The 16,867-nt window shown below is 64.0% G+C and carries 13 protein-coding genes; 7 read left to right on the top strand and 6 right to left on the bottom strand.

From position 1 onward, the window contains the following. Positions 1-3 precede the first annotated feature (3 nt). The gene (locus tag FA94_RS26260) at positions 4-1,110 is read right to left on the bottom strand and encodes an AI-2E family transporter (RefSeq protein ID WP_035556721.1); all 1,107 of its coding nucleotides are present in this window, start codon (positions 1,108-1,110) and stop codon (positions 4-6) included. A 378-nt stretch (positions 1,111-1,488) separates the two neighbouring features. Here FA94_RS26260 and FA94_RS26255 point away from each other — a divergent pair, with 378 nt between their 5' ends. The 6 genes from FA94_RS26255 to FA94_RS26230 all read left to right on the top strand — a co-directional run bounded on the left by FA94_RS26255 (position 1,489) and on the right by FA94_RS26230 (position 7,740). After that, complete coding sequence (locus FA94_RS26255; RefSeq protein WP_035563070.1) at positions 1,489-1,773, top strand: DUF3331 domain-containing protein; 285 nt, start codon at positions 1,489-1,491, stop codon at positions 1,771-1,773. 232 nt (positions 1,774-2,005) lie between these two features. Next, complete coding sequence (locus FA94_RS26250; RefSeq protein ID WP_035556718.1) at positions 2,006-4,576, top strand: adenosylcobalamin-dependent ribonucleoside-diphosphate reductase; 2,571 nt, start codon at positions 2,006-2,008, stop codon at positions 4,574-4,576. Positions 4,577-4,937: 361 nt separating this feature from the next. Then, positions 4,938-5,531, top strand: coding sequence for a cytochrome b/b6 domain-containing protein (locus tag FA94_RS26245; protein ID WP_035556715.1), 594 nt, complete (start codon positions 4,938-4,940; stop codon positions 5,529-5,531). A 2-nt stretch (positions 5,532-5,533) separates the two neighbouring features. Further along, positions 5,534-6,325 carry a molybdopterin-dependent oxidoreductase gene (locus FA94_RS26240; protein WP_408307102.1) on the top strand — a complete coding sequence of 264 codons (792 nt, stop codon included), beginning with the start codon at positions 5,534-5,536 and terminating at the stop codon, positions 6,323-6,325. A gap of 115 nt (positions 6,326-6,440) precedes the next feature. Continuing rightward, a complete protein-coding gene (locus FA94_RS26235; protein WP_035556710.1) occupies positions 6,441-7,055 on the top strand; it encodes a DUF5666 domain-containing protein in 615 nt (204 codons plus the stop codon). Between the two features lie 109 nt (positions 7,056-7,164). Next, entirely contained in the window at positions 7,165-7,740 is a 576-nt protein-coding gene (locus tag FA94_RS26230) for a membrane protein (RefSeq protein WP_035556707.1), read from the top strand. Positions 7,741-7,749: 9 nt separating this feature from the next. Here the strand turns inward: FA94_RS26230 and FA94_RS26225 are convergent, their stop codons facing one another. After that, positions 7,750-9,597 carry a M24 family metallopeptidase gene (locus FA94_RS26225; RefSeq protein WP_035556705.1) on the bottom strand — a complete coding sequence of 616 codons (1,848 nt, stop codon included), beginning with the start codon at positions 9,595-9,597 and terminating at the stop codon, positions 7,750-7,752. A gap of 410 nt (positions 9,598-10,007) precedes the next feature. On the opposite strand from FA94_RS26225, the gene FA94_RS26220 reads away from it, so the two are divergent. Then, positions 10,008-10,721 (top strand): helix-turn-helix domain-containing protein, encoded by a 714-nt coding sequence (locus FA94_RS26220; protein ID WP_035556702.1) that lies wholly within the window; start codon positions 10,008-10,010, stop codon positions 10,719-10,721. 43 nt (positions 10,722-10,764) lie between these two features. Here the strand turns inward: FA94_RS26220 and FA94_RS26215 are convergent, their stop codons facing one another. The 4 genes from FA94_RS26215 to FA94_RS26200 all read right to left on the bottom strand — a co-directional run bounded on the left by FA94_RS26215 (position 10,765) and on the right by FA94_RS26200 (position 16,691). Then, positions 10,765-11,715 carry a dimethyl sulfoxide reductase anchor subunit family protein gene (locus tag FA94_RS26215; protein WP_035556699.1) on the bottom strand — a complete coding sequence of 317 codons (951 nt, stop codon included), beginning with the start codon at positions 11,713-11,715 and terminating at the stop codon, positions 10,765-10,767. A 20-nt stretch (positions 11,716-11,735) separates the two neighbouring features. Further along, the gene (locus FA94_RS26210) at positions 11,736-12,500 is read right to left on the bottom strand and encodes a 4Fe-4S dicluster domain-containing protein (RefSeq protein WP_035556698.1); all 765 of its coding nucleotides are present in this window, start codon (positions 12,498-12,500) and stop codon (positions 11,736-11,738) included. Positions 12,501-12,612: 112 nt separating this feature from the next. Continuing rightward, positions 12,613-15,534: a molybdopterin-dependent oxidoreductase gene (locus tag FA94_RS26205; protein WP_035556695.1), complete on the bottom strand. Its 2,922-nt coding sequence runs from the start codon at positions 15,532-15,534 to the stop codon at positions 12,613-12,615. Positions 15,535-15,758: 224 nt separating this feature from the next. Continuing rightward, on the bottom strand, positions 15,759-16,691 hold the full coding sequence (locus tag FA94_RS26200; RefSeq protein WP_035556693.1) for a 2-hydroxyacid dehydrogenase: 933 nt from the start codon (positions 16,689-16,691) through the stop codon (positions 15,759-15,761). Positions 16,692-16,867: the final 176 nt, after the last annotated feature.

Genomic DNA, 16,867 nt, shown 5'->3' with positions numbered 1-16,867 from the left:
CAACTATTGCACAAGGTCGGTCCACAACACCATCAGGACGGTCATCAACGCCGGACCGATAAAAATGCCCAGCAGACCGAAGGTTTCTGCGCCGCCGAGAATGCCGAACAGCACGAGCAGGAACGGCAGGCGCGTCGAGTTACCGATCAGCACCGGCCGCACGAAATGCTCGGCGACGAACACCACCACCGAGCCGAACACCGCGAGCCCGATGGCCGACGCCACCGACCCTTGCGACAGCAGCCACAACGCCGCGAGCCCGAACGTCAGCGGCGCGCAAAACGGCAGCATCGCGGCAATCGCGGTGATCACCGCGAGCAACGCGACATGCGGCAAGCCGGTCACCGCATAAGCCACGCCCAGCAACGCGCCTTCGCCGAGTCCGACCACCACCAGTCCCGACACCGTGCCGCGCACGGCCGTGGCCATGCGTTGCAGAAGCTGCGCGCCGGCCTCGCCGAAACCGCGCCGCATGCCGGTGGAGAGCGACCCCGACAAGCGCGGCCCCGCCTGAAAAATCACGAACAGCGTGACGAGCATGAACGCGAACACCATCAGCGCATGCACCGCGCGCGCCCCGAAATGGCGGCCGAGCGTCATCACGGTGGTGCTGTGCAAGCCCTTCATCGCCGCCGAATCGCGTAGCGGCTGCGCGAGGTTGGCTTGCCACCACGCGGAAATCTGTTGCACGCCGAACGGCAGATGCTGAACGAAGTCCGGCAACGCAATGCCGTTTTCCTGCACGGTCTTGAACCAGTCGGTCATGTCGTGCGCCTCGCGCAACGCCTGCGCGATCCCGACGCCGACCGGCAGCACCACCAGCAACGCGATCGCGAGCGTCAACACCGCGGCGATCAAGGTCGTGCGGCCGCTGAACCAGCGGTGTCCCTCGATCTTGCGCAGAAGCGGCCACAGCGCGATGGCCAGCACGCTCGCCCAGGCGGCCACCGCGATGAAATCGCGCACGACCCACAACGCCAGCAGCACCAATCCGATGTACAGCAGGAGCGACGCGGTTCGCTGCTTTTTCAGACGCTCGGGCGAGGTCGGCGATTCGGGTGGTGTGACGGGTGGCGATTCGGGTGGCGTGACGGGCGGGCGTGAATTCATGTGATCTCTGGTGGTTTTATCAAAGCGTGGATGCGCGACCCAAGGCGATTTTCCCCAGGTGCGCGCGAGCCGACCGGAAAAAACCAGAACCGCTACACTGGCATGCCACGGTCGCTCATCGATAACGACATCTTAAAGGAAGCGCCGTCGGCCTTAACGGGCGGGACTCTCGTCGCGCTACGAACAACACTGCGTTGCAAAAATCCGCCTTATCTCCAAATTGCTGTCATCGGGCCCGTAAAACCCCGCCGTGACGGGCAGATGTGAATGTCAAGTTTCATTGTTGCTATTTCGAGAACAGTGTTTCAACTCGGACACAATGGCTATCTAGCCCGCGCAGGACTACATTCGGCACACCACAATACGGAGCCGATGATGATGACCTTAGAGTCCATCCCCCTTGACGGTACCAATGGCGTGCGCATCGAAATTCTCGAACGCTCCGATACGACGCTGGTGATCCGTTGGGTCGAACCGGGGAAATGTCATTATGGCGAGCAGCGCTGGCGCCGCCGGTCGGCGCACACGTCCGGCACCTGCGCGGTGTCGCGCCGCAAGATCCGCCGCGGCGACGCGGTGTTCAAACCGGCCGAGCGGCCAGCGCCCGCGAATGCATCGGCGATGATTTGCGCCGAACTGCTAGGTGAATTCGCCGAAGCCTGAAGTTTTCCGTTTCCGGTCGCCCCACCACAAGACCCGTTGCATAGCGCGCCCCTCAAGCGCCACGTGTCATCCCGCGATGCAAAAACCCTTCCGATTGCGGCCCCTCGCGCGCTGAGCTAAGGTGCAGGAGATTGCGCCACGTCACCGCGCCGGCTTCGCTGTCCGGCTATCGTGACCCTCGCATTTCCACCCACCGCGCCGCGTGTCTTGCGGCGCCGTCCGAGGGCATACCATGGCAGAAGACACGCCGGACACCCGCACCGCATCGGCCGCCCCGGCCCCGCTCGTCGCACCGCAACAGTTCTCCGTCGACGTCCTGCTTGAAAAATACGCGAAAGGCGACGAGCAATCGGCCGACGACGTATTCCAACGCGTCGCCCACGGCGTCGCCCGGGCCGAGCCGGAAGCGCTACGTGAATCCGTAGAAGCGCGCTTTGTCGACAATCTGCGGCACGGCGCACTTGGCGCGGGCCGCATCATGAGCGCGGCCGGCACCGGCATTGCCGCCACGCTGATCAACTGCTTCGTGCAGCCGGTCGGCGACGCGATTCAGGGCGTCGACGAACAGGGCCTGCCCGGCATCTACGTCGCGTTGCTGCAGGCGGCCGAAACCATGCGCCGCGGCGGCGGCGTCGGCTATAACTTCTCGGCAATCCGCCCCAAGGGCGCGCGGGTTCACAGCACCAGTTCATCGGCGTCCGGGCCGTGCAGTTATATGGATGTGTTCGACGCGTCCTGTCGCACCGTCGAAAGCGCCGGTTCGCGGCGCGGCGCGCAGATGGCCGTGCTCGACTGCGACCACCCCGACCTGCTCGAATTCATCGAGGCCAAGCATTCGAAAGGCCGCTGGAACAACTTCAACGTGTCGGTCGGCGTCACCGACGCCTTCATGCGCGCGGTCGAAGCCGATCAGCCCTGGCAGCTCGTGCATCGCGGCGAACCGTCGCCGGCGCTACGCGCGGCCAACGACATGCGGCAGCGCGACGACGGCCTGTGGGTCTACAGCGAACGCCCGGCGCGCGCGATCTGGGAGCGCATCATGCGCTCCACGTACGACGTCGCGGAACCCGGCATCGTGTTCATTTCGCGGATGAACGAGGACAACAACCTGCGCGCGGTCGAAACCATCCGCGCGACCAATCCGTGCGGCGAACAACCGTTGCCCGCGTACGGCTGCTGCAACCTCGGGCCGCTCAACCTGACGCGCTTCGTGATCGAGCCGTTCGCGCAGATGAAAGGCGGCGCGCCGTCGTTCGACTGGGACGGCCTCGCCCAGCGCACCCGCACTCAGGTGCGCTTTCTCGACGACGTGCTCGACGTCACGCTGTGGCCGCTGCCGCAGCAATACGACGAGTCGCACGCGAAGCGGCGCATCGGCGTCGGCTTCACCGGTCTCGGCGACACGCTCGTGATGCTCGGCCTGCGCTACAACTCGCAGGCCGGCCGCGACTTCGCGGTGCGGATCGCGCGGCTGATGCGCGACGAAGCGTATCGCGCGTCGGTGGAACTGGCGCGCGAGCGCGGCGCGTTTCCGCTGTTTGACGCCGGCCGCTATCTGGAAGCGGGCACTTTCGCGTCGCGCCTGCCCGACGACCTCAAGGCGGCGATTCGCCGCGACGGCATCCGCAACAGCCATCTGCTGTCCATCGCGCCGACCGGCACGGTGAGCCTCGCGTTCGCGGACAACGCGTCGAACGGCATCGAGCCGGCCTTCTCGTGGACCTACACGCGCATGAAGGTGATGGCCGACGGCGGCCGTGAATCGTTCGACGTGGAAGACTACGCGTACCGGCTGTATCGCGAGTTGGGCGGCGATGTCGGCAAGCTGCCGGATTACTTCGTCAGCGCGCTCGAGATGTCGGCGCGCGACCATCTCGACATGATGGCGGCCGTGCAACCGTATGTGGATACCTCGATCTCGAAGACCGTCAACGTGCCCGCCGACTATCCGTTCGACGCGTTCGAAAGCCTCTATTTCGACGCCTGGAAAAACGGCCTAAAAGGCCTCGCCACGTATCGCCCGAACGAAACGCTCGGCGCGGTGCTCAGCGTGAGCCCGCCGCCGGCGCAAGCGGAAGACTCGCTGGCCGACAACGATCAGGATCCGCTGCGAATCGCGATCGATCATCGGCCCAAAGGCGAACTGCCGGCGATCATCGAGAAGGTCGAATATCTGACCCAGGCCGGCAAGAAATCGCTGTATGTGGCGGTGTCGTTTATCGAAGTCACGGGGCGGCTGGGCGGCGAAGAGGTCAGCATCGAGCGTCCGATTGAGTTCTTTATTCCGACCGGCCAGCGCGACGAATCGCAGCAATGGATCACGGCGACCATGCGCTCGCTGTCGCTCGCCGCGCGCGGCGGGTTCGTCGCGCGCAATCTGCAGGATATGCGCAAGGTGTCGTGGGATCGCGGACAGGTGCGGCTCGGCGACGTGCAGCGGCTCGACGGTCATCGCACGCCGCGCTGGCACGATTCGGAAGTGGCCGCGCTCGCGTTCGCGATCCAGCAGATTCTGCACCGACGCGGCTTTCTCGACGCCGAGGGCAATCAGGTGCCGTCGCGTAGGCTGGCGCGTTTGCCGCGCGGGCAGATGAAGGCGGAGACGGCGCTGTCGGCGGACTTCGGCATCCGGCCGAATCCCGACGATGGCGATGATGCCGCCACGTCGGCGCAGGCCGGCGGCGTGCTCGGACTGCAGACCATGCTCGGACGCAAATGCGGGTCGTGCGGCGCGAATGCGGTGATTCGCAAGGACGGCTGCGACTTTTGCACGGCCTGCGGCGAGGTCGGCGCGTGCGGGTGAAAGCGGGCCATGCGGCCGCGCGCCATTCGAAGTTGACGGCAGCGGCCGCGCAATGCTGCGTGACGCATCGCGCGGTTGTTGCGCGGTAGTTATCAGATAAAACGACCGGCAGCGCTGATCCCAGTCAGCGCAAGCCGCTCGCCGAAGCCCTGCGGCACGCCAGTGACGCAGCGGGCGCAACAAACCGAAACCCCACCTCACCACCTCCCTACCCCGGGGATCGGTCATTCGACCGATGGCGTCAACCTGCGCCGGATGCGATTCTCACACCGAACCGAAGCCCATCGATCGAGTCGCCCGAGACGGCCTCCTTCCTGCGCCAACACGCCGTCACGCGGACAACCCGATGCCCAATGCTCCCATGAACAGCACGCTTGCCCATCCCGCTTACGTCCGCATTTTTCACTGGCTCAATGCCGCCTCCGTGATTGCGATGTGCATGAGCGGCTGGCAGATCTACAACGCGTCGCCAATTTTCCCGAGCCTCAGGTTTCCCGCCGCCATCACGCTGGGCAGTTGGCTAGGAGGTGCGCTGCTCTGGCACTTCGCGATCATGTGGATCCTCGTCATTAACTTTGTTGCGTATCTGGGGCTGAGCATCGCGACGGGACGCCTGCGCACGAAGCTGTTTCCGGTCACGCTTCGCGCCGTCGGCTCGGATCTGCTTGCCGCCATGCGAGGCAAGCTGGCGCACGCTGATCCGACCCAGTACAACGCCGTCCAGAAGTTGGCTTACCTTGCCGTGCTTGCCGACATCGCACTTGTCGTTCTGTCGGGTCTGACGGTATGGAAACCCGTGCAATTCCCGCTTCTGCGCACGCTGATGGGTGGCTTCGATAACGCGCGCGTCGTCCATTTTGTCGCCATGAGCGGACTCGTCGGATTTCTGATCGTGCACGTAACCATGGTCGCCCTCGTTCCACGTTCCTTGCTGACGATCATTCGAGGCCGCTAAACATGAACTCCCCAAAACGCGGCGCTATGCCCGCTCCGGCATATCGACCCGACGCGGCTTCCATCGTCAAGGATGCACGAGGTGAACTTCAATCCTCCGCACGACGCTTGCTGGGTAAAAGAATCCTCACGCTCGGCGGTTTGATGCTGCTGTCGGGTTGCGACCTGAAGACCGACAAATCGGTCGAGACGATGCTGCGCAGAGTCTCCGCCTTCAACGACGACGCCCAGGCACGCCTGTTCGACCCGCGCGAGCTCGCGCCGACTTACCCCGAGTCGATGATCACGCGGCCATTTCCATTCAACGCGTACTACGACATCGATCAGGTGCCGGTCGTCGATCCTCAGGCCTATCGTCTCGAGTTGAAAGGACGGGTCAAAGGCAAAGCTCGCTGGACGCTCGCCGAACTGCGCGCGTTGCCGCAACAAAGCCAGGTCACCCGGCACATCTGCATTGAAGGCTGGAGCGCCATAGGGAAATGGGGCGGCGTGCGATTTTCCGATTTCCTCGCGCTGGTCGAAGCGGATACGACGGCGAAGTATGTCGCCTTGCATTGCGCCGACGACTACTGGACCAGCATCGACATGCCCACGGCACTGCATCCGCAGACCCAGCTCACGTTGACCTACGACGGCAACATTCTGCCCGCGCGCTATGGCTTCCCGATGAAGCTTCGGATGCCGACCAAGCTCGGCTACAAGAACCCGAAACACATCGTGGCGATCACGATCACCAACGAGTTTCCCGGCGGATATTGGGAAAACCAGGGGTACAACTGGTTCGGAGGTTCCTGAGCCGGCGCCGCAAGTTTTCACTCACGCCAAGCTTCAACATCAAGATTCAACGTCAAGCCTCAACGTCCAGCTTCAACCTCAAGTTTCACACCACTACTGCACACACGGAGCATTCATGTCGATTCGCCTCAAACTCGCTATTTCCACCCTGGCGCTGACGCTCGCCGGAACGGCCTTCGCTCAATCGTCCACCGACAAGCCCGAACGGATCCGAGGCGCGATCGAGTCGTTCTCGGGCAACACGCTGCAGGTACACCGCCGCAGCGGCGACACCGTCACGATCCAGATGAAGGACTCGACGCACCTGAACGCCGTGAAGGCCGTCCAGCTTTCGGACATCAAGCCCGGCTCCTACGTCGGCGCCGCCGCAACGCCCGGACCGGACGGCAAGCTGGTCGCCAAAGAGGTGCTGGTGTTCCCCGAAGCCGCGCGCGGTACGGGAGAGGGACACTATGCCTGGGACCTCGGCGCCAACACGTCGATGACAAACGCCAACGTCGACACCGTGGTGCAAGGCACCAGCGGCCGCGATCTGAAACTGTCGTACAAGGGCGGCACCAACGTCATCAACGTGCCGGCCAACGCGCCGGTCGTCACGCTCATTCCCGCAACGCGCGACGATCTGAAGGCAGGCAAGCAGGTCTTCGTGGTGGCGATTCATGGGAAAGACGGCGCTTACGACGGTAACTTCGTCGTCGTCGAAAAGGACGGCGTCGCGCCCCCGATGTAAGTCATGCGGCCGACGCACGCTGCGCGGGCAACCGCCTGGCGTTGTCGGCCGACCAGGCGCCCAGAATCTATCGACGACTCCGGTCGTCGACAATCCAGAAGGAGTTGCAATGAACGATCGCCGCACCGATCCCACACGTGCTCGCGAAGAACGGTGGCTCACGCAGTATTACTTCATTCGGGCAGCGTTTTCCGTTGCCTGGGTCGCGCTTGCTTTCTCCCTCGGACAGCATTCCCCGGAGGCCGTCGCCGCGCTGCTGGTCGTCTATCCGGCATGGGATGCGCTGGCTAATTACATCGACATGTCGCGCACGGGCGGAATGGCCGAAAGCCGTACTCAGGCAATCAATGTCGTCATCAGTATCCTGACGACGACCGCGGTGGTCGTTGCCTTGAGCGTCGACACGAGCTGGGTGCTGGGCGTGTTTGGGATTTGGGCGATACTTGCCGGACTGCTTCAACTCGGCACGGCAGCGCGCCGCTGGAAACAATTCGGCGCGCAGTGGGCCATGATTTTGAGCGGCGCGCAGTCGGCGATCGCAGGCACGTTCTTTATCGTGCAAGCTCACACGGCCACGCCGCCGGTTATCTCCAGAGTGGCGGCGTACGCGGCGGTGGGCGCGATCTATTTTCTGGTGTCCGCGCTGTGGCTGTCCGTCGGCCAAATGCGACGCAAGGCCGCCTGAAAGACTGGCCTACAGCAACGGGCACGCCGTGACACTCGTGCCGCGCTCGGCACACAGCCGCTCATAGTCACGCAGATAGTCCCGCTCGCTTTCGTCGAGCAGATCGAGGTCGATCAAATCCCAGTCGTAACCGACGGCCACGATGTTCTCGAATTCCATCTTGCCGGCTTGCGTAGCGCTCGGATGAATGATCACGATGTTCTCGATCCGGACGCCGCCCTTGCCCGGCAGATAGATGCCCGGTTCGACCGAAATCACGGCGCCGGGCACGAGACCGTACGTCGCCCCAGGCGCGAAGCGCACGCCGCTTTCATGAACGTGAATGCCGACGCCGTGCCCGGTGCCGTGCCCGAAATCGTAGCCGTGCTGCTGACAGACCGCGCGCACGGCGGCGTCGACTTCCGCGCCGGTCGTGTCGGCGGGAAACTGCGTGACCAGACCTTTGATGCACGCCTTCAACGCGACCGTGTAGATCTCTTTCTGCCACGGTCGCGCCCGGGTCTGCGGATCGGTTTTGCGCAATACGACGCGCGTGCAATCGGTCGCGAAGCCGCTTTCGTAGTACGCGCCGCTATCCAGCAGCACCAACTCGCCCTCCTGCAGATCGACCTCGGCGCTGGCCGCCGAGTAATGCGCCGACGCGCTGTTCGCGCCGTTCGCCGCGATCGACGTGAACGACAGCCCGACGGCGCCACGCGCACCATAAGCGTCGTTGATCGTGCGCGCGAGGTCGTATTCGGAGCGGCGTTGTCCATCGCCCGACTTGGTCCACCGCATGGTCTCGGCAATCGCCGCCGAACTGCGCGCGAACGCGTCGCGGAACTGGTCCAGCACTTCGGGCGTCTTGCCGACCCGCATCGATTCGACCGGGCTGAAATCCGTATGCGTGGCCGCCGGCCAGATACGGCGCACCGCGTCGGGCAGCGCGCAGTTGACCGCCTCGGCGCTGTAGCACACCTGCTGTACCTCGAACTCGCCCAACACGCGCGCCAGTTCGTCCCGATCGCGACGGACCACACGCAGCGACGGATACGTGCGCAATTCCACCGGACACTGATCGCATCCTTCCGGCAGAAACAGCACGACGTGCTCGCCGATCACGAACAGAAAACCCAGATGCGACGACGCATTAGGCAGGTGATAGCCGCGGCTGTTCAGCAGAAAGCTGATGTCGTCCGCCACGCAGGTCAGGAAGCAGGTGGCTGGCTGCGCTCCACCTAACCGCGCGTGAACGCGCTGATTCAGCGTCGCGATGTTTTGCGCGACGCTCGATCCGGTCATCGACTGCGGCAACTCGAAGATCGGACGATCCACCTTCCAGCCGGGCAAATCGATCGCGCTGTCCACTTCGCGGCCGGTCAGGCCGGTCCACACGAGATTGGCCTGCGCGGTCGCTTCGAGCATGCCTTCGCGTTGCGCGACGCTCATCCGCAGCGCGTCGTAGCCCACGGCGTTGACGCGTGCCGAATGCGCGATCAGCCAGTCGGCGATGGCATTCCACATCGACACGCCCAACGCCAGCTTCTGCACCTGCACCCGTTGCGGATCGCATTGCAGATCGGCCTGCAGATGGTAGCGGCCATCGACGAACAACAGGAATTGCGGCAGACCGAGTTCGAGCGCGACCGCTTCCGACAGAAACACGCCGTTGCCGGTCGAACCGTCGAACGCGGACAGCGCGTAACGCGGGTCGTTACAGCGCGGCAAATACTCGCTGACGAATTCGTCCTGCGACGTGACCAGCAGCGCATCGAGGCCGCGCTGCTGCATGAGTCGCGAGAGCCCGGCGTGCGTATCGGCGACGGCGGCGTCATAGCGCGCGAGGCTGGAGAAGCTGTATTTCAGTCGATCTATCATCGGATGCCCATGTTTTGTTTATCGATCAGGCGCACGCAACGGCCGGGACCGCTTTTCAAAATTACCTTGAGCTAAAAATTGCGTCAAGCTTAAATTTTACTCCTACTAAAATTCTCAAACGAACCTGGGATTAAGCGAAAGGAAGCGGAAAGGCGCGCCCATGCTGGAATTCAGGCAGTGTCACGCATTGCGGTTAAGGTGAAATTGCGCTGCTGCCCCGCCTGGCAGGCGGTTGGAAACCGCCACACCGCTGGCATTGTCGGACGAAACGGCGAATTCGGCGCGCTACAATGCGGCCTGCATTGTCGACCGGACGGTTGTGCTTCGTGCGATTTCCCGGAAGTGAAACGCCGGCGACGCCGCGACATTTTCCGCATGCTTTGTCTATATCGCCGCTTTGAAGGAGCTTCATGGATTCCGACATCATGCACATCGGCCAGCGCATTCGCCGCTTGCGCCGGGAAGCCAGAATGACGCTTCTGGAAGTGGCGTCGGCAGCGAACCTGTCGATCGGCTTCATGTCGCAGGTCGAGCGCAATCTGACGGGGATTTCGATTTCGTCGCTCGTCAATGTCGCCAAGGCGCTGAACGTGCCGCTCGGCGTGCTGGTCGATCAACCGCGTCAGGAGCAGCCGGATTCGCATCAGGGCGCCCGCGAATCCTATTCGCTCGACGACACCCAGCAGCGCTACGAACGACTCTCCACCACCTTCAATGGCAGCCTGCTGAACGCCGTCAAGGTGCAGTTGCTGGAGGGATACCGCTCCGAATGGGTCGCGCATGGCGGCGACGAGTTCGTCTTTGTGCTCTCGGGACAGGTGAGCTATGCGGTCGGCAAGAAGGAATATCTGCTGGGCTCAGGCGACTCGCTGCATTTCGACGCGCAGCAGCAGCATCGCGTGACCAACCTCGGCGACGGTGTCGCGGAGCTGATTTCGGTCGGCACGCTTCAGTTGTTCGACGACGACCATTCGGTGTTCGTGTCGCTGGCCAATAGTGCGAGTACGAAACCGGTCCGGGCGGCCAAAAAGGCAAAGGTGCCGGCCGCGCCAGTTGCTGCGGCATCTACCGCCGCGAAGACCGTGGCTGCGCCGCGCCGTCGAACAGCGCGCGCCGGGAAGTAAACGCGTCGCCTGGCTGGCGTGTCGTAGCTGCGCGGCTCCCCGCTCACCCCACCCGCGCGTAATACAGATTCTGCGGATGCTTCGCTTCGGCGAAGAAAAACCAGCGTTCCGCGACCAGCCCCGCGTACTGCACCAGACACGCGGCGGCCAGCAGACTCAGCGACCCGCCGATCGAACGCAAGCTCGCACCCAACGCGATCAACACGACCGGCGCGACGAACGCCGTCGCCAGAAAACCCCATTTGATTCCGCGCAACGTGCCCGCCGATTTGCCGTGGAAAAACTCACGCAGATTGAACGCGCCGGCGGTGAAGCCACGCGACACCTGCACCAGCTTCGGATTGTGAATGCCCGTAGCGCTCTGCACCGTCGACTTTGGCCGCAAGCGCGCATTGCGCACCAGCGACGCCGAGCGGCTCGCACAACCGGCCAGCGTCAGCACGCAGGCACACAACGCGAGCCCACCGGTCGGCGCCGGCACGAACCACGCGCTCAACGCGGTAGCCAGCGTGAAGCCGGACGCGCACCCCAGCAACGCGAAATTGACCAACGTGAGCGGCGTGGCCCACTCCTGCAGAAAGCGCAGACATGCGTAAATCATCGCCGTGCAGACGAACAGCGCGGCGCTCGCCAGCACGCCGAGCCAACCGATCGCGAGCGACCACGGCGAGCCCAGCCAATGCGCGACGCCGTAGAAAAACACGCAGGCGAGAAACGCCGGCAGGCACAAACATTCACGCGACAGCCACGAGGTGCGCCACATCGCGATCGCACGCCAGGCGCGTTCCGGATGCCCCAGATGGAAAAACGACGCGATCAGCCCAAGCCCCCCGAGCATCACCGACACGCCCGCGCCGGTGATATAGAACGCCGCGCCGGGCGACGCGATCAGCCCCAGTTGCGCGGCGCTCTCCACGCCGACGAGTGCGATCAGCAGCCCTTGAGCCGCGCCGCTCAAGGTGGTGAGGAAGACGACAGAGAAAGCCGGATTCATCGCGAGGTCCCCTTGGATTTTTAGATGCGCGTCGCCATCGACGCGAGATGCAATTCACCGCGCTCGAGTTGCGCGTCGAGCGAAGCCGGCGCCTGCGTGGCGTCCGTCGAGTCCGTCGCCGATCCCGTCGATTTGCACGAGCACGCGCCGCTGCCGCAGCCGGCGGCCTCGGTCGGCACGCGCGGCAAATAGTGATTTGCGGGCCGCGTGTTCCACTCGGGCATCAACTGATAGCCGCCGCGTTCCTCGATCGCTTTCGACACCACCGACTCCGGGTCGTGAATGTCGCCGAACAGCCGCGCGGAGGTCGGGCAAGCCAGCACACAAGCCGGCTGACGATCGCGTTCGGAGAGATTCTCGTCGTGAATCCGATCGACGCACAGCGTGCACTTGGTCATCTCCTTGCGCGATTCGTCGAGTTCACGCGCGCCGTACGGACACGCCCACGCGCAGTACTTGCAGCCGATACAGCGGTCGAAGTCCACCAGCACGAGCCCGTCTTCCTTACGCTTATAGCTCGCACCGGTCGGACAGACCGGCACGCAGGGCGGGTCCTCGCAGTGCAGGCACGACTTCGGAAAATGGATCGTCTCGGCGTTCGGAAAGCTGCCCGCCTCGAAGCTCTGGACCCGGTTGAAGAAGGTGCCGGACGGGTCCGAGTCGTACGGATTCAGATCCGCGAGACTGCCCGATTCGCCCGACGTGTTCCACTCCTTGCAACTCGTCACGCAAGCGTGGCAACCCACGCAGACGTTCAGGTCGATCACCAATGCCATCTGTGTCATCAAAGGCTCCTTCGCTGCTGTCTTTCGCTGCTCGTCTTTCGCTGCTTGTATTCCGCTGCTTGCCGGTCCGCTCCCGCGCTCCTCGCCAGCCGCGCGGATTACTAGCGGCCGGTCACTTCCGTCCGTTCGCTCCGCGCAATCGCGCCGCGAACTCCCCGCGTCCCGCGAAATAGGTCTGCACGATGCGTGAAATCACGCCGTTCGAACCGGGCAACGGCGGCATCGTCGCGAATTGCGGCAGCGTGTGTCGCGCATCCGCTTCCGCCGGATAAAGCCGCACCCGCACGTCGTACCAGGCGGCCTGCCCCGTGATCGGATCCGAGTTCGAGAAGCGTGAGGCGGTGTCGTCGCCAGCCGGCAATTCATCGGTGATCAGGTGATTGAGCAGGAAGCCGCGCTGCGATTCGTTCGCGTCGGCAGAAAGATTCCACGCGCCCGCCGCCTTGCCGATCGCATTCCACGTCCACACGGTGCCCGGCTCGACCGTTTCGCTAAAACGCGCCATGCAGCGCACGCGGCCCCACTGCGACTCGGCGTAGATCCAGCTACCGTCGGTAATACCGTTTTCGGCGGCCATCAGCGGATTCATGTACAGATAGTTCTCGCCATGAATCTGCCGCAGCCAGGCGTTCTGCGAATCCCACGAGTGGTACATCGCCATGGGACGCTGCGTCACGGCGGCCAGCGGGAAACGTTCGAGATCCGTCGCGGCGCTTTCCAGCGGCGCGTACCAGAACGGCAGCGGATCGAAATACGTTTCGACGCGCGCGCGCAGATGGTCCGGTGGCTGCCGGCCGCTCGTGCGGCCTTGGGCGGCGAGCCGGAATTTCTGCATCACGTCGGAGTACAACTGGATCAGGATCGGCTCGTTGAATTTGCGGAAGCCCTTCTTCACGGCCCAGTCGAGATACGGTCCATTGCAGTTGCGCATGTACTGCATGTCTTCGGGCAAGCGGTAATGGAACACGCAGTTGTTCTTCGCGTACTGCTCCCATTGGTTCGGATTCGGCTCGCCCACCAGCGCCTTGTCGCCGTCCTTGCCGCGCCAGCCGATCAGAAAGCCGACGCCGGACTCCGGCGTGGTCGTGAAATTGACCACGAAGTCGGGATAGTCGCGAAACCGCCGCGTGCCGTCGGCACTCGTAAAAGCCGGAAATTTCAGGCGTGAAGCGAGTTCGATCAGCACTTCCTGGAACGGTTTGCACTCGCCGGTTGGCGGCACGACCGGTACGCGTACCGAATCCACCGGACCATCGAATTCGGAGATCGGCCGGTCAAGCATCGACATCGCGTCGTGGCGTTCCAGATAGGTCGTGTCCGGCAGGATCAGATCGGCGAACGCGGTCATCTCCGACTGGAACGCGTCGCACACCACCAAAAACGGAATCTTGTACTCGCCGTCCGCGTGCTTGTCGACCAGCATCTCGCGCACTTTCATCGTATTCATCGACGAATTCCACGCCATGTTGGCCATGAAAATCATCAGCGTGTCGATCGGATACGGGTCGCCGCGCCACGCGTTGGTGATCACGCTATGCATCAGGCCATGCACGGCGAGCGGGTATTCCCACGAGAACGCCTTGTCGATCCGCACCGGGCCGCCCTGCTCGTCGATAAACAGGTCTTCGGGCGCGGCCGGCCAGCCGAGTGGACCCGTGGCGAGCGGCGTATTCGGCTTGACGGCGTCGGGGCTGTTCGGCGGTTTCGCGGACGGCGGCACCGCGCGCGGAAACGGCGACTTGTGGCGAAAACCGCCGGGCCGGTCGATCGTACCGAGCAGCGACATCAGCACGGCCAGCGCGCGGATCGACTGGAAGCCGTTCGAATGCGCCGCGAGCCCGCGCATGGCGTGAAAAGCGACCGGGTTGCCGGTGACCGTTTCGTGCGTTTCGCCCCAGGCGTCGGTCCAGCGGATCGGCAGCGTGATGCGATGGTCGCGGCTCACCTGGATCATCTCGCCGGCGAGACGGCGAATCGTGTCCGCCGCGATGCCCGTAATACCAGCAGCCCATTCCGGCGTGCAGGCGGCCACGCGTTCGCGCAGCAACGCGAACGACGGCGTGACCGGCGTGCCGTCCTCGAGCGTGTAACGGCCGTCGAGCGCGGGCGTCACACCCGGCGCGTGATGCGGCACCGCGCGCCCGGCAGCGGCGTCCCACCACAGATGATTCTGCGGAAACAGCGGATTGCCGGCCGGCCGCTGCGGATCGCGCACGAACAGGCCGAAGTTGGCGCTGCTTTCGTCGAGGTCGACGAGTTCGGCCGCGTTGGTGTAGCGCTGCACGAACTCGTGATCCCAGGCGTCGGCGGCGATCAGTTCGTGCAGGAACGCCATGAACAACGCGCCGTCGGTGCCGGGTTTGATCGGCACCCATTCGTCGGCGATCGCGGCGTAGCCGGTGCGGATCGGATTGATCGCGATAAAGCGGCCGCCCGCACGCTTGAACTTCGAAATGGCGATCTTGAGCGGATTCGAATGATGGTCTTCGGCGGTGCCGATCATGAAGAACAGCTTCGCGCTGTCCAGATCCGGGCCGCCGAATTCCCAGAACGAGCCGCCGATCGTATAGATCATGCCGGCCGCCATGTTGGACGAGCAGAAGCCGCCGTGCGCCGCATAATTGGGCGTGCCGAACTGCTTGGCGAACAGGCCGGTCAGCGCCTGCATCTGGTCGCGGCCGGTGAAGAGCGCGAACTTCTTCGGGTCGGTGGCGCGAATCGCGCCGAGGCGCTTTTCGAGGACCTCGAACGCGTGCTCCCACGTGACCGGCTCGAACTGCGCGCTGCCGCGCTCCGCGCCGGGTTTGCGCATCAGCGGCTGGGTCAGGCGCGCGGGGGAATACTGCTTCATGATGCCCGAGGCGCCCTTCGCGCAGATCACGCCCTGGTTGAGCGGATGCTCGGGATTACCGTCGATGTAGCGCACCTCGCCTTCGCGCAGATGCACGCGGATGCCGCAGCGGCACGCGCACATGTAGCAGGTGGTGGTCTTGATCTCGAGCCGTTCGTCCTGCGTGCGGGCGTGGTGTTCCATGCGGGGCCTCCGTCGCGGCTTCGAATGATCGAAGCGCTGATGATCCAATATCGACCATCCTATGCGCCGCGGCCCCACAAGGGAAATCGCTATTCGTGAGAGAAACTATCCGCGGCGCCGATAGTTTCGGTTTGGCTTTCAATGATGCGGCTGAGCTGTCGGATCGGCTTCAGATTGACTGCGGATCGGCTTCAGATTGATTTCGCGCCGATTGCAGCCTGCGTTCAGATCGGCGTCAGCACCGGCTCGCCCGCGAAATGCCGTTTGGCGTTGCTCAGGAAATTGTCGACCGAAGCCGTGATCGCTTCCGGCGACCGGCCGCCCACATGCGGCGTCAGCACCACGTTGCGCAACGCCAGCAACGCCTCGGGCGGATGCGGCTCGCCTTCGTAGACGTCGAGCGCCGCGCCGGCAATCGTCCCCACGCTCAGCGCCTGCGCGAGCGCCGCCGTGTCGAGCACGCTGCCGCGCGACACGTTGACCACGAAGCCTTGCGGACCCAGCGCGTCGAGCACCTTGGCGTCGATCAGATGACGCGTGCCCGCTCCGCCGGGCGTCGCCACCACCAGGAAATCGCTCCACTGCGCGAGCGCCGTCACGCTGTCGAAGTAACGCAGCGGCGAACCTTCACGCGGCGTGCGATTGTGATAACCGACTTCCATGTCGAAGCCGCCGCCCCGGCGTGCGACCTTCGCGCCGATATTGCCGAGACCGACAATGCCGATTCGCTTGCCGGAGACGTTCGGGCGCATGGGCAAAGTGTCGCGCCAGACGCCCACGCGAGTCGCCTGGTCGAGTTGCGGCACGTCGCGCACCACCGCGAGCAGCAGCGCGAACGCATGATCAGCCACGCAATGATCGTTGGTGCCCGCGCCGTTGACGACCACGATCCCGCGCGAGCGGGCATGGTCGACGGCGAGGTTTTCGTAGCCCGCGCCCAGTGCGCTGAGCAATTCGAGTTGCGGCATCTGATCGATTTCCGCGGCGTTCAGGCCGGTCGTGCCGTTGGTCAGCACCGCGCGAAACGTCGCGCCGTGCGCGGCGATCGCGGCGGCGCGCTGAGCGCTGTCGGGGGCGTGAACGGCCTCGAACGCCGCGTCGATACTGGCGCGGCTAGTGTCGTTCAGGGAAATCAGAACCAGCAGGGATGGCTTCATGACGGGACGTTTTTTAACCGGGTTGGCGGACGGAATCGACAGCGGATCAGTGTAGCAAGGCACTCAAAGACGCGCTGCCGGACGGCCACGCCTGAAGTGGCTCCGCGCCGGTAGCTTGCCGAACGGCCTGCGCAAAATCGATGCCTCGTACGCGTTTGTTTTTACCCAACGCCTAT

It is taken from the genome of Burkholderia sp. 9120, assembly GCF_000745015.1.
Taxonomy (GTDB): Bacteria; Pseudomonadota; Gammaproteobacteria; order Burkholderiales; family Burkholderiaceae; genus Paraburkholderia.
The sequence above is the reverse complement of the archived record's forward strand: the minus strand, read 5'-3'. Positions and strand labels throughout refer to the sequence as shown.